Raw genomic sequence first — 14,077 nt, forward strand, 5'->3', positions numbered from 1 at the left:
TCCGTCTCATAACCTGAAGGTCGTAGGTTCAAATCCTACTCCCGCAACCAACAATTTTTCTTGGTGAGCAAAGCGAACCTAGCAAAATGTTGTCCCCGCGTAGGCGGGGACCCAGCTCCCGCATGTCATCTCATGATCTGAAGGCTTGCCTCTTGAGCAATGGCCCGCATCGCCCGCCGCCGGCCCCACGGTGAAATCCTGCCCCCAAAACCAACAAATCACCCCGCCACAAGCGGGGACCCAGCTTCAAGTTCTCAGGACAAGCCTCGCGATACCAGTGAGGCTTTCTTGCGTTGGGCCGGCATGCCCCCCATCCAAGGCTCGCTGCGGCCAGACCTGCGCTCGCGGTAGAGCATCTCGGCAGAGGAATATCCGGGATGGTCAACCTGAAAATTCCGCGCAGCTCAAGAGCAGACCGGAGGATCTTAAAAAAAGACATTTGGTTGCCGGCCAAATCTGCGGTATCCCCTATTGGGCTGCTGACCGCCGTTAGATATCTTCATTGTCGTTGGATGAAAGCCGGTCAGCAGGCGGGGGATAGTATATCAATGAGAGAAAGACTGATATCGGCGGCCTATTCGGCAACCTTATCCCCCAATCAATATGATGAAACACTTGATCTCATTGATGAACTGATTTTCAGCGATGTATCCGCTGGTCGTGTCGACGTGCTGAAGCGTGGTGCAGACCCGGATCTGATTGCACATTTTCAGAGAGCAAATGATATTCAATTGGCGCTTGGCCGCAAGAAGGCGAGGAAGTCTAGCGAGCGAATCCTGCTGGAAGCGACACCCAACCCGGCTTTGATTTTTGATCAAAGCGAAAAAATTGTTGCGATGAATGACCTCGCAAAAAACATGATGGGCAAAGAGTGCATCGCTCTGATCGATTGCGATTTGGATGAACATGTCTTGCAAAATATTCGGCGGTTTTTTCGATTCAGCGACATCGAGAAGGTCTTCGTTGAACCGGATTGTCTGTTCACCCGGAAAAGTATCAATGCCTGTCTGCTGGTCAGAGAGATACCGGTAGTTGCTGATTTTGACCCAAACAACTGCCGTCCTCCCGACGAAAAGACATTCTTGTTGACCGTCGTCGATCTGGGTTTTGACCAGCCTACGATTAGTCTCTTTCGCGATGCCTATGGTTTGACGTCGGCAGAAACGAGTGTCGCCGTCCATCTGGCGCAGGGAAAGCAGCTTCCAGAAGTCGCCGCTGAACGTGATGTGACGATCGCAACTATAAGAACCCAGATCAAATCGATCAAAAAGAAAACCAATTCGCGTGATATCCCAGCCATAGTGCGTCTTTTATGTGGTTTTTCTGCCGGTATGGCAACTTCTTCACAGCTAGCAAGAGCCATCGGCAGCGTGCCGAAGGATGCGACGCCGTTTAAATCATCGGCCGAGATAATTCTGACCGATGGTCGGAAAATGAGTTATGTTGAGCAAGGGAATCCGGATGGCATTCCTGTTATCATGATTCATAACATGCCCTATGGCGTGGAACTTCCGCAAAACGCGATTGCGGCGGCAAACCGCATGAACTTGCGAATAATAGCGCCGTACAGGCCTGGCTTCGGAAACTCTGACGATCTCAAGGACGTCGATCTTGAGCAGCTATTGGACCATGTCGCGGCAGACATTCGAGAACTGCTCAACCAGCTTGGCATCCCGGAAGCCGTGATTGTGGGGCAGACAATCGGGGCTGTCTTCGCTTTGCGCTTTGCTCGCCTATATCCAAGGTCGGTTTCCAGCCTGTTTGCCATTTCCAGGGCACCTATGTGGCGTGAGGAATGGGCGGCCCAAACGCCAAAACGGCAGCGCTTCATTCTGGGCCTCGCCAAGCATATGCCGCAACTCTTGCCGCTCATCATGCGAGCCACCATTGCTTTTATGGACACGGGCCACACAAAAAGCCTGGTGCTATCATTGTGTCAGAATAGTGCGGCGGATATGCAAGCTTTGAAAAATCCCGAAATTCTTGAATTGCTGGTCAAGGGATGTGAAGAGGGTCTGAAACAGGGCGTCGAGGCATTTTGCCAGGATTGCTTGTTGGCCATTTTGGATTTTAGCGAAGAAGCGAAGCTTCTGGAGACGCCTTTTCACATTCTGCATGGCGATCTCGATCAAATTGTAGATATTTCGCAATCTAAATATTTTGCGGAAACTGTTCCTGATACGACAGTGGAAATTGTGAGGGGAGCAGGGCAGCTGCTTATATATAGTCACTGGGACTACGTCTTCAGAGCGATTAAAAAAAGCCAAAAGAGCAGCAGTTAATTCCGGTTTATCCCCAATATTGGGTATGACGGATTCAGGCGGTCAAGGCATAGGATTCTGGTCCGTGGAGCAGGTCCTATGCGAAAATATTTAGTCAGTGCGATTTTTATAGGAGCCCTCTTGGGGTGCTCCGAAAGCTCCGTTGCTTTTGATGAGGCCTCTGACAATCAAGTCCAAATTGCCGAGCCGTTACGCGCAGGTCCGAAAGGAGATGACTCCAGCGGTCAATCCCGCTGTCCGGACGACGGGCCGACCCTTCCGATGACTGGGCTTTGCGAAGGCCGTGCGATAAATTATCTCAACATTGTCGGCGGCAGTGCGCCGCAGCTTCCGGACAATTGCCACTGGTCAGTTAACGAAACGGCCATAGTAGATAATGTTCTGCTCTATCTCGCCGCGACTTGTGATGGTAAAAAGGCTAGGCTTGGATATGCTGGCGGCGCTCATTTTGCTGAGCTCAACCTCGCGTGGTCGGCTGTTGCAAATGAAGCGCTGGAAGATACGGTTTTGATCCGCATAGGCAGTGCAGAACCCGGTCGCCCACATAAAAATATCCTTTTCTATACCCGTGATGCGATGGATGATCCAGCAGCAGCAGAGCAGTGCTTTGTGCGTCCGGCAGGGGTGGCTGGCTGGCCCGCCGATGCCTTGGTGGTCGATGTCAGTCCTGAAATGGCCGCAAAATCGCCACGAGACGAACCGCGGACTGCATGCGGAATGTTTGGGCTTGATGAAGACAACGCCTCTTATTGGCGGGTATTCCAAGGCTATAGCTGGTGGTTCCAGTTCTCACAGGATGCGTATCAGGACATTGATCCACGTTCTTTAACGCTCGTTAAGCCCGACGGTTCGGGAGGGTGGGTGATGGTCGAGTGAATGTGTCTGCACGATAAATTGATCCAATGGAAAAAGGGGAACAGCTAAATATGTTGAAGAAAATCTCTTCCGGTCTGATCGCAATTTTGGCGTTGGCCGCTTGCGGGGACGCAAATAACGAAGCCGCAGCGGACAAGATCGCCAGTCAGCCAGCCGCAACCAACGATGCCAGCACTGCCACGCCTGATGTGATAAAAAGTCCAGAGACGGCACCAACAGAAGCCAAGCAAAGCAGCGTTAGCGAGGAAGCTGATAAATCGCACTCGCCGGAAAAGTCCGATCCCGGCGTCAAAATTGCCGACTGCAAAATCATGTCAATAGCAGGCGACACCCAATATAAAGGTGATTGCGAGTTTCTTCCTCATGGCGGAGGAAGCTTCACTGTGAAACGTTTCAATGGGCAGTCCTTTGTGGATGGCATCACCGCCTTTGTCTTGGAACTTGATACCAAGACCGCGGCTGGGCTTTCCGTTCGGGATGCCAATGGTGATTTGCCCTATGTCGGTACAGCAGAAAGATCCACAACCGATAGTGCTTGCTGGGAAAACCAATATTACTCGATTTGTGTTTATGCAAAGTGAATGTCTGGCGATACGATATTTGGAGCCGATGGCAGTCTAGTGCCTTGCTCCAGATTGGAAATTTGGCAATTACCATTGCTATCAGGCGTTCGACCCTCCAAACGGCATCATCCTTTCGCGGGAATTGAGCATGATACCGAAATTGAAGAAATGGTGGCGCCGGAGTAGTTGGGCCGTACTCACCGGTCTGATAGTCATTTTCGGCATCGCGTATCTGCAAGCGGCGAATGTTCCCGTAATCACTCCCACGATTGATCGTTTGTCCCTGATGGTCTTTGATAATTATCAGCGGCTGTCGCCTCGCCCCTATGAGGATGCAGCCGTCCGGATATTGGATATTGATGACGAGACGATAGCGCGTCAGGGCCAATGGCCTTGGCCGCGAACCGATATTGCGCGGCTGACGCTGGCATTGGGCCGCGCTGGCGCTGCGGCAATCGCTTTCGACGTTGTGTTTTCCGAGACGGACCGGACGTCGCCGCACGAACTGGCCAAACGGTTTGCCGAAAGCGATCCTGGAGCGGCGAAGATCTTGAATGCACTGCCCGATAATGATGACCAGCTCGCCCGGATCTTTGGCGCGACCAATAGCGTGACCGGTTTTTTTCTGACCAATGGACCGACCCAGCATCAGGCTGAGCCGAAGGCGGGTTTAATTGTTTCTGGTTCTTTACCGACATCCGCGCCGCATTATACCAATGCGATCATGCCATTGGAGAAGCTGATGGCACCCGCTATCGGTAACGGCTCGCTCTCCATAGCTCCCGATCCCGATTCGGTTATTCGCCGGGCGCCATTGATTGCGATCCAGAATGATCGGGTGCTACCATCGCTCTCGCTCGACGCGATGCGTGTTGCGCTTGGCGCAGATTCTGTGATCGTCAATACTACTGACGGCAGTCGGGAGGGTGGAGAACCTGGGGATGTGGTGAGTGTCCGAATCGCCGGCACCGAGGTGCCGACCAATGGCGCTGGCGAAATGTGGATGCATTATACGAAAGCCGCGCCGGAGCGCATCATCCCTGCCTGGAAGCTATTATCGGGAGAGACCAGTGAGGCCGAGTTGCAAGACCTGTTTGAAGGCCAGATTGTCTTTGTCGGCACCAGCGCCATCGGCCTTCGCGACTTGCGTTCCACACCCCTGAATGACCGCGAATTGGGGGTGATGATCCATGCGCAGGCGGCCGAACAGATGATCCTCGAGAAGTTTCTCTACCGGCCGGACTGGGCGGTCGGCCTCGAACGGGCCCTGATATTGGTGCTCGGAATTGGCCTGATCCTGGCGCTGCCGTCCTTGGGTGCTGCTTGGGGTGCCATATTGGGTGGCACCATCGTGGCCGCGATGTTTGGTGGAAGCTGGTTTGCGTTTAGCGAATATCATTATCTGCTCAACCCGACCTGGCCGGCCATTGCCTTGGTTGTCGCCTATTTGCTGGTGACAATCGCGGTCTTTTATCGCGAAGAGCGGCAGCGTGCGCATATTCATGGGGCGTTTGACCGTTATCTGGCACCCGAGCTGGTACGGAGAATCGCCGATGATCCGGGTCAACTTGAGCTTGGCGGCGAAGAGCGAGAAATGACCGTGTTGTTCTGCGATATCCGCAGCTTTACTGCCTTATCCGAAAAGTTGTCGCCAAATGAAATCATCCGCTTTCTGATCGCCTTTCTCACGCCGATGACCAATATATTGATCGATCGCAGGGCGACGATCGACAAATATATAGGCGATGCGATTCTGGCATTCTGGAATGCGCCTCTGGACGACCCGGATCAACACGAAAATGCCGCGCGGAGCGCATTGGCCATGTCTCGCCGTTTGGCCGAATTGAATGTCGAGATGCCCCAGCAGAAAGAGGAGCCATGGCCAGGCCAAGTGAGCATCGGGATCGGCCTGAATTGCGGGCCATGCTGTGTCGGCAATATGGGGTCCGAGCAACGGCTGTCCTATTCTCTGATCGGTGACACGGTCAATCTTGCTTCGCGGATCGAGGGCATGACCAAATATTTTGGTGTCGAGATCGCCATTGGCAGCAGCCTCAATGATGCGCTGCCCGGGTTCGCTACGCTGGAACTCGACAGGGTTCGGGTCGTCGGACGGCAGATGCCGGAAAGTCTCTATGTGCTGCTGGGAGAAGAGGACTTGGCTGCGGACGCTGACTTCCAACAGTTTTCGAAGACGCATGCCGAAATGCTGCAAGCCTATAAAAACCGAGACTGGAGTGCAGCGTTGGCTTTGCACGGTGAAAACAGCCCTGGCGCTGCGGGCTATCGGTTGAGCAAAACCTATCAGATTTATGCTGAGCGTATCGCGGCGTTTCAAACGAATGATCCCGGTGAAGAATGGGACGGCGTTTTTGAGGCGACCAACAAGTAGCAGGCCAATTTGGAATGTAAGAAATAGTGAAACAGAAGGGGACATGAATATGAGGGTAGGAAAGACGAATTTGAAAGGCAGAGAGGTGAGGTGCTATGTTGCCGCTACCATTCTGCCCGGCCTGTTGCTGATGTCCAGTAGCCTGGCAGCACAAGCGGTAGAAGAGTCGTCCGAACAGCTGGACAGTCCGGACGTTGAGGCCGAACTTGTGCTTCTTGATACCGAGATCGTGGAATCGTCAAGCAAAGACAGCGCCTTGCAATTATCCGCCAGACAGATTGCGAACAAAGACCTGTCGGGTGCCGCAACCACGCTCGAGCGGTATCTGATAGCCGATCCTGAAGCGATGGGCGTGCGCGCGGAATATGCGCTGACCTTGTGCCGGCTGGATGACTTGCAGGCGGGCCGGTTCGAAGTGGCAAAAATCGAAGCCGAAGCGCTTGCTCAGCAAATGGCGGATCGCTTGCAGGCAGCGTGTCAGATGGAACCATCCGACATGCCCCAGACGAAAAACCAGTGAAGGAGCGATTAAAATGAGAAAATTTCGCAATATGAATGTGGCTACACTGGTGAGCGTCGCAATGATCGCTTCCCCGTCGACGGCCCAGACCGTTGGACTCAACTCTGCCGTCCGGAACAGTGTCAAGCTTCAGCAAACAGCGGGCGCGGCTGCAAAACAGGCGCGCATCAGACAGAAAGTCCAGATGCGCAATGTTGTGACTACTGGAGCCGCCAGTAAACTTCAGATTACCTTGCTTGACCGGTCCTCGTTAACCGTAGGCCCCAATGCGCGGTTAACCGTCAATCGGTTCGTTTATGATCCAAAGACGAAATCCAGCTCCGTTGGCACCGCTGTGGCGAAGGGAACCTTGCGTTTTCTGTCTGGCAAGGCCGCTCGCGGTGGCAGGAACAGCATCAACACGCCTGCCGCTTCAATCGGCATCAGGGGAACTATGGTGGAACTGGCCGTTGGTGAAGATGCAATTGCCTTGGGTAAATTGCAGCCCGGCCTCGCTATGGGCAGCAAGGTCGATCCGCAAACCGCTTCGCTTATTGTGTTGCGGGGGCCTGGGCCGAAGGCTCAACTCGGCGAAAAAAGTGGAATTATTGACGTGACGGCTGCGGGCAAAACCGTGACGATCACGCAACCGGGAATGGCGGTCTTCGTACCTTTTTTGGGGGCAGTACCATCGGCACCGTTTCAGTTGTCGAACACCGCCTATAGCGGGTTCGACAATATGCTCAGAACAACGCCGACCGTCGGCACTCCTTCCATCCAGCAATCCTCGAATCAGCAGGAATTGAGCCAGAATGCTACCAATAGCGGAAGCACGACTACCGGCTCTTCAACCGGAAGTACTGCCAGCAGCTCTTCGACCGGAAGTACGACCACCAGCCCTTCAACCGGGAGCTCCGGGGTCAATGCCGGTTCCGGGGCAGGGGCCACAGGAGCCGGTTCTGCTACCGGAATCGGAGCAGGTACATTGGCTGGCGCGCTTGCTGCTGCCGTGGCAGTGGCTGTTGCGGTTGGCACGGGTGGAGACGATACGCCAATTAGCCCCTGATTCGATCATCCGGCTGGTTTGATTACAGGCTGGTCATGATCACAACGAAGCCTCAGCTGTGACGCTTGTTGGGAGACAAGCGTCACAAGCGGGCGACAGTCATCCTGCCGGCTACACGATCGTCGTTCAGCTGGTCGTATCGGCTTCGCGCCGCAAACGATTGATCAGCGCGGCAGCAGGCTCCGCCCCATCAGCGCGAGATCCACGGCGCGGGCGCATTGCCGGCCTTCGCGGATCGCCCAGACGACCAGGCTCTGGCCGCGGCGCATATCGCCGCAGGCAAAGACTCCGGGCTTGCTGGTGCTGTAGTCGATGACATTGGCAGCGACATTGCCGCGCGCGTCGAGTTCGACTTCCGATTGATCGACGAGGCCCATCTTGCGTGGCCCAACGAAACCCATGGCGAGGAGGATCAGGTCGGCCTTGAGTGTGAACTCGCTGCCCGGAATTTCCTGCATCTGACCGTCCACCCATTCCAGGCGGACGCATTCCAGCCCCTCGACATTGCCATTGGTGCCGACCACGCGCTTGGTCAGTATCGCCCAGTCGCGCTCGCAGCCTTCGAGATGGCTGGAGGAGGTGCGGAGCTTCAAAGGCCAGTCCGGCCATGTGAATGTCTTGTCCTCTTTCTCAGGCGGCTTGGGCATGATTTCAATCTGGGTTACCGAAGCGGCACCCTGACGATTGGAAGTGCCGACACAGTCCGATCCGGTGTCGCCGCCGCCAATGACGATCACATGCTTGCCCGTCGCGCTGATCGTACCGCGCGGGGCGGCGCGCATTTCGTCGTCGCCGGCGTTGCGTTTGTTCTGTTGGGTGAGAAATTCCATTGCCAGACGAACGCCGGACATTTCATATCCGGGAATATCAAGCGTCCGCGGCTTTTCTGCGCCGCCAGACATCACTATGGCGTCGAAGTTTTCCTGCAGCGATTCCATCGATACGGTTACGCCAACTTCGGTACTGGTGCGGAATTCGACGCCTTCGGCCTCCATCTGCACCAGCCGCCGGTTGATCAGATGTTTTTCCATCTTGAAGTCGGGAATACCGTAGCGGAGCAGCCCGCCCATCCGGTCATTTTTTTCGAACAGGGTGACATTATGTCCGGCGCGCGCCAACTGCTGTGCGCAGGCCAAGCCCGCTGGACCCGAGCCGACGACGGCCACCGACTTGCCGGTTTTCTTTTCTGAAATCTGCGGCGTGATCCAGCCCTCTTCCCAGCCACGATCGACAATAGCGCATTCGATGGCTTTGATCGTCACCGGCGCGTCATCGATGTTCAACGTGCAGCTCGCTTCGCACGGAGCAGGGCAGATCCGGCCCGTGAATTCGGGAAAGTTGTTGGTCGAATGCAATGTCTCCAGCGCACTTTTCCAGTCGCCCTCGTAAACCAGATTGTTCCAGTCCGGGATGATATTGTTCACCGGGCAGCCATTGTGGCAATAGGGGATCCCGCAGTCCATGCAACGCGCCGCCTGGTCCTTGAGCTCGGACTCCGGCAGCGGAACGGTGAATTCTTTATAGTGCGTCAGTCGTTCTTCCGGATCGGCATAGGTCGCTTCTTTGCGATCAATCTCCAGAAAGCCTGTTACTTTACCCACGGTCTACTCCAATATCTTCGATTATTCTGCAGCTTCGATCGTCTCAAGACGTTCCGCTTCCAGCTGTTTCAGCGCGGCGGCATAGTCACGGGGCATGACCTTGACGAACCGGCCCAGCGCCTCATCCCAATTGTCGAGAATCTCGGTCGCTCTTTTGCTGCCGGTATAAAGCTTGTGGCGTTCCAGCAATATCCGCAGCCGCGCTGCGTCATGATAGAGCATGTCGCCCATGCCATAGTCGTGGACATCCACCGGCAATTGCTGCGGCATCACGCTGCCTTCACTGTCGGCCTCTTCCGTGCTGATCGTCTCTACATCGACCATTGCCATGTTGCAGCGCTGACGGAACAGACCATCCTCGTCATATACATATGCGACGCCGCCCGACATGCCAGCGGCGAAGTTGCGCCCTGTCTTGCCGAGCACAGTCACCACGCCGCCGGTCATATACTCGCAGCCATGATCACCGGTGCCTTCGACCACTGCAACCGCGCCGCTATTGCGCACCGCAAAGCGCTCACCAGCAACGCCGTTGAAATAGGCCTCACCGGCAACCGCTCCATATAAGACGGTATTGCCGACGATGATATTCTCGGTCGGATTGCGGTCGACATGAGCGGGCTGCCGGACAACCACCCGGCCTCCTGAAAGACCCTTGCCGACATAGTCATTAGCATCGCCGGTCAATTCAGCGGTAACCCCATGTGCCAGAAACGCGCCAAAGCTCTGACCGGCAACGCCTTCAAAAACCAGCTGGATGGTGTTGGAGGGCAGGCCGGCATGGCCATAGGTTTTGGCAACTTCACCGGACAGCATCGCGCCGACTGTGCGGTTGACGTTTTTCACCTTCCGCTCAATCTTGACGGTTTCTCCCTTATCGAGGGCCGGCGCTGCGGCGACGATCAACTCGCGGTCCAGCGCCACATCAAGGCCATGATCCTGCACCTTTGTCTGATGCAGGGTCTCACCCTCGGGCAGGACGACATTGTGCAGCAAGCGGGAGAGGTCTACGCCTTCCGCTTTCCAATGACGCAGCGCCCTGTTCATATTGATACGGTCTACGCGACCGACCATTTCTTCGACGGTCCGGAAACCCATTTCCGCCATGATCTGGCGCAGCTCTTCGGCAACAAAGAAGAAATAGTTGATGACATATTCCGGTTGTCCGGTGAATTTCTTGCGCAGTTCCGGATTTTGGGTCGCAACACCGACGGGGCAGGTGTTGAGATGGCATTTGCGCATCATGATGCAACCTGCTGCGATCAGCGGCGCTGTTGCAAAGCCGAATTCATCAGCCCCCAGGAGCGCACCGATAGCCACATCGCGTCCGGTTCGCAGACCGCCATCGACCTGCACCGATATCCGCGAGCGCAGCCCGTTTAGCAGCAAGGTTTGCTGCGTTTCGGCCAGACCGATTTCCCAGGGCGAACCGGCATGGGTGAGCGAGGTGAGGGGAGAGGCTCCGGTCCCGCCGTCGTAGCCGGAAATGGTCAGATGATCGGCGCGTGCTTTGGATACGCCCGCGGCAACCGTGCCGACGCCCACTTCCGAGACCAGCTTCACGGATACGCGCGCGCCGGTATTCACATTCTTCAGATCGTGGATCAGCTGGGCGAGATCCTCAATCGAATAGATGTCATGATGCGGCGGCGGTGAAATCAGGCCGACGCCAGGCGTCGAGTGACGCACCTTGCCGATATTCTTGTCGACTTTGCTACCGGGTAACTGACCACCTTCACCCGGCTTGGCGCCTTGCGCCATCTTGATCTGGATATCATCAGCGTTGACCAGATATTCGGCGGTTACGCCGAAGCGGCCACTGGCAACCTGCTTGATCGCCGAACGCATGGAATCGCCATTGGGCATCGTGACAAATCGATCCGGCTCTTCTCCGCCTTCGCCGGTATTCGACTTTCCGCCAATCCGGTTCATCGCGATAGCCAGCGTGGTATGCGCTTCCCGGCTGATCGAACCAAAGCTCATCGCGCCAGTGGCAAAACGCTTCACGATCTCGGATGCTGGTTCAACCTCGTCGATGTCGAGTGGCTCGTTCGCCTTGGTCAGCTCCATCAACCCGCGAATGGTTAGCAGGCGTTCGCTCTGCTCGTTGATCGACTGGGCAAATTCCGCATAATTTTTCGGGTCATTGCCGCGCACTGCATGCTGCAGATTCGCAACATTGGCAGGCGTCCATGCATGTTCTTCACCGCGCAACCGGTAGCCATATATACCGCCGGCATCGAGCATGTTCCGATAGATCGGATTATTGCCATAGGCTTCCGTATGACGGTCCACTGTCTCCTTGGCGATCTCGTCGAGGCCAGCGCCTTCGATCATCGTCGCCGTTCCGGTAAAATATTGATCGATAAAGTCGCTCGACAGACCAACGGCGTCAAAAATCTGTGCGCCGCAATAGCTTTGATAGGTCGATATGCCCATTTTCGACATGACCTTCAAAATGCCCTTGCCGATAGCTTTGATATAATTTTGCTCAACCTGCTGCTTGGTCAGCGGCAGTTCGCGGCGGACCCGGATTTCCTCCAGCGTTTCAAACGCCAGATACGGATTTACTGCCTCTGCGCCATAGCCTGCCAGTACGCAGAAATGGTGGACTTCGCGTGCTTCGCCGGTTTCGACCACCAGACCGGTCTGCATCCGCAAGCCCTGCCGTACCAGATGATGGTGAACGGCGGCAGTTGCCAGCAGCGACGGCATTGCAATGCGGTCTGCCCCTTTTGCCCGGTCCGAAAGGATAAGAATATTGCGGTCAGCAAGCACGGCTTCGGTCGCTGCCCAGCACATTTCCTTGATTGCCATTTTCAGGCCATCGGCGCCGCTTTCGGCAGCCCAGGTGATGTCGATGGTTTCGGTGCGGAACGCTCCGTCGAGGGCGTCCTCGACCGAGCGAATTTTCAAAAGATCGGTGTTGGACAAAACGGGCTGATCAACTTCGAGCCGTTTGTGCGTTCCGGCGTCCTGGCCGAGCAGATTGGGCCGCGGCCCAATCATCGACACCAGAGACATAACCAGTTCTTCGCGGATCGGATCGATCGGCGGATTGGTGACCTGAGCGAAATTCTGCTTGAAATAATCATAGAGCAGGCGGGGCCGTCCGGACAGCACCGCGATTGGCGTATCGGTACCCATGGAACCAATCGGATCCTGACCGTCAATGGCCATCGGCTCAAGGAACTTGGCGACATCTTCTTGCGTGAAGCCAAAGGCTTGCTGACGATCCAGCAGCGATGCCAGATTGTCCTCCTTGTTCATATCGGGCGCAGCAACATCGTCCAGATCTTCAAGATCAAGGTCCTTCAGATTATATTGCGTCGATTCCAGCCATTTCGCATAGGGTTTTGCCTTGGCGAGATCGGCTTTGATCTCTTCGTCTTCAATGATCCGGCCCTGCTCCATGTCGATGAGCAGCATTTTGCCGGGCTGCAACCGCCACTTGCGGACGATATTGTCTTCCTTGACTGGCAGCACGCCTGATTCCGACGCCATGATGACATGGCCGTCGTCGGTTACGCAGAAGCGTGCAGGGCGCAGGCCATTTCGGTCCAGCGTTGCACCGACTTGCCGGCCATCTGTAAAGGCAACGGCTGCGGGGCCATCCCATGGCTCCATCAATGCTGCGTGATATTCGTAAAACGCTCGTCTGTCGGCATCCATCAACGGATCGCCAGCCCACGCTTCGGGGATCAGCATCATCACGGCGTGCGGCAGGGAATAGCCCCCGGCAACCAGCAGTTCCAATGCGTTGTCGAGGCAGGCGGTGTCGGATTGGCCATGCGGAATCAGCGGCCACATCTTGTCGAGGTCAGCGCCAAGCAGATCGGATTCCATCGTCCGGCGGCGGGCATTCATCCAGTTCACGTTGCCGCGCACCGTGTTGATCTCGCCGTTATGAGCGATGTAGCGATAGGGGTGGGCCAATTTCCAGGACGGGAAGGTATTGGTCGAGAAACGCTGATGGACCATCGCCACCGCCGATGTGGTCAGCGGGTTGTCTAGGTCCTTGTAGAAGGATCCCACCTGGTCGGCGAGTAGCAGCCCTTTATAGACGATGGTGCGGGTCGAAAAGGATGGCATGTAGAATTCTAAAAGGCCGGGCATGTCCTTTTTCTCGGCGATTCCTTCGAGCGGGTTATGCACTTGCTTGCGGATCGCCAGAATTTTGCGTTCAAAGGCATCCTGATCGGCAAGATTCTCTCCCTTTCCGATGATTGCCTGCCGAATCAGTGGCATCTGCGCGAGCACGGCTTTGCCGATGCCGACGGTATCAATCGGCACATCGCGCCAGCCGATCATGTCTTGCCCCTCTTTGGCGATGACTCGCTCAAAATGGGCCGTTGCATATTCCGCTTCTGCGGAATTCGATGGGAGGAAGCACATCGCGACCGCATAGTCGCCGACCGGCGGCAGTGTCAGTGCTTCGGAATCAGCCCAATCCCGCAATAATCCGTCGGGAATCTGCAATAATATCCCGGCACCATCTCCCAAAAGCGGATCGGCGCCAACCGCACCGCGGTGATCGATATTGACCAGAATTTCGAGGCCGCGTTTGACGGTGAGATTTGATTTCTCGCCTTTGATATTCGCGACAAAGCCGACGCCACATGCGTCATGTTCGTTGTTTGAATCATACAGGCCTTGCCGTGGCGGGAAACTCATATTCCGTCCTCATATTTCGATAAGATGTTTGTAATTTAAGTGCTCCTAGATGGGTTTTGGCGTATTTTGAAGACAAGATTTGTTCAGGTTGGAAAAGAAAGATTATGCGCATAGCTTTGCGCGA

At 55.5% G+C, this 14,077-nt stretch carries 8 protein-coding genes; 6 read left to right on the forward strand and 2 right to left on the reverse strand.

From position 1 onward, the window contains the following. Window positions 1-377: 377 nt before the first annotated feature. The 6 genes from ACN0WW_RS16140 to ACN0WW_RS16165 all read left to right on the forward strand — a co-directional run bounded on the left by ACN0WW_RS16140 (window position 378) and on the right by ACN0WW_RS16165 (window position 7,678). Window positions 378-2,282, forward strand: a complete 1,905-nt coding sequence (locus tag ACN0WW_RS16140; protein WP_417613947.1) for an alpha/beta fold hydrolase — start codon at window positions 378-380, stop codon at window positions 2,280-2,282. A 78-nt stretch (window positions 2,283-2,360) separates the two neighbouring features. Then, on the forward strand, window positions 2,361-3,158 hold the full coding sequence (locus tag ACN0WW_RS16145; RefSeq protein ID WP_417613949.1) for a hypothetical protein: 798 nt from the start codon (window positions 2,361-2,363) through the stop codon (window positions 3,156-3,158). A 50-nt stretch (window positions 3,159-3,208) separates the two neighbouring features. Continuing rightward, on the forward strand, window positions 3,209-3,739 hold the full coding sequence (locus ACN0WW_RS16150; protein ID WP_417613951.1) for a hypothetical protein: 531 nt from the start codon (window positions 3,209-3,211) through the stop codon (window positions 3,737-3,739). A gap of 130 nt (window positions 3,740-3,869) precedes the next feature. After that, complete coding sequence (locus tag ACN0WW_RS16155) at window positions 3,870-6,113, forward strand: CHASE2 domain-containing protein (protein WP_417613953.1); 2,244 nt, start codon at window positions 3,870-3,872, stop codon at window positions 6,111-6,113. Between the two features lie 85 nt (window positions 6,114-6,198). Further along, entirely contained in the window at window positions 6,199-6,633 is a 435-nt protein-coding gene (locus tag ACN0WW_RS16160) for a hypothetical protein (RefSeq protein ID WP_417613955.1), read from the forward strand. 13 nt (window positions 6,634-6,646) lie between these two features. Next, a complete protein-coding gene (locus ACN0WW_RS16165; RefSeq protein ID WP_417613957.1) occupies window positions 6,647-7,678 on the forward strand; it encodes a FecR family protein in 1,032 nt (343 codons plus the stop codon). A gap of 164 nt (window positions 7,679-7,842) precedes the next feature. Here ACN0WW_RS16165 and ACN0WW_RS16170 read toward each other — a convergent pair whose 3' ends face one another. Both ACN0WW_RS16170 and gltB read right to left on the reverse strand, forming a co-directional pair. Next, window positions 7,843-9,279, reverse strand: coding sequence for a glutamate synthase subunit beta (locus tag ACN0WW_RS16170; RefSeq protein WP_417613959.1), 1,437 nt, complete (start codon window positions 9,277-9,279; stop codon window positions 7,843-7,845). A 21-nt stretch (window positions 9,280-9,300) separates the two neighbouring features. Further along, window positions 9,301-13,953 (reverse strand): glutamate synthase large subunit, encoded by a 4,653-nt coding sequence (gene gltB / locus ACN0WW_RS16175; protein ID WP_417613961.1) that lies wholly within the window; start codon window positions 13,951-13,953, stop codon window positions 9,301-9,303. Window positions 13,954-14,077: the final 124 nt, after the last annotated feature.

The organism is Parasphingorhabdus sp., assembly GCF_048269865.1.
GTDB lineage: Bacteria > Pseudomonadota > Alphaproteobacteria > Sphingomonadales > Sphingomonadaceae > Parasphingorhabdus.

Coding starts and splice junctions, on each gene's coding strand:
- ACN0WW_RS16140 (WP_417613947.1), top strand. CDS start 378: ATGGTCAACCTGAAAATTCCGCGCAGCTCAAGAGCAGACCGGAGGATC.
- ACN0WW_RS16145 (WP_417613949.1), top strand. CDS start 2,361: ATGCGAAAATATTTAGTCAGTGCGATTTTTATAGGAGCCCTCTTGGGG.
- ACN0WW_RS16150 (WP_417613951.1), top strand. CDS start 3,209: ATGTTGAAGAAAATCTCTTCCGGTCTGATCGCAATTTTGGCGTTGGCC.
- ACN0WW_RS16155 (WP_417613953.1), top strand. CDS start 3,870: ATGATACCGAAATTGAAGAAATGGTGGCGCCGGAGTAGTTGGGCCGTA.
- ACN0WW_RS16165 (WP_417613957.1), top strand. CDS start 6,647: ATGAGAAAATTTCGCAATATGAATGTGGCTACACTGGTGAGCGTCGCA.
- gltB (WP_417613961.1), bottom strand. CDS start 13,953: ATGAGTTTCCCGCCACGGCAAGGCCTGTATGATTCAAACAACGAACAT.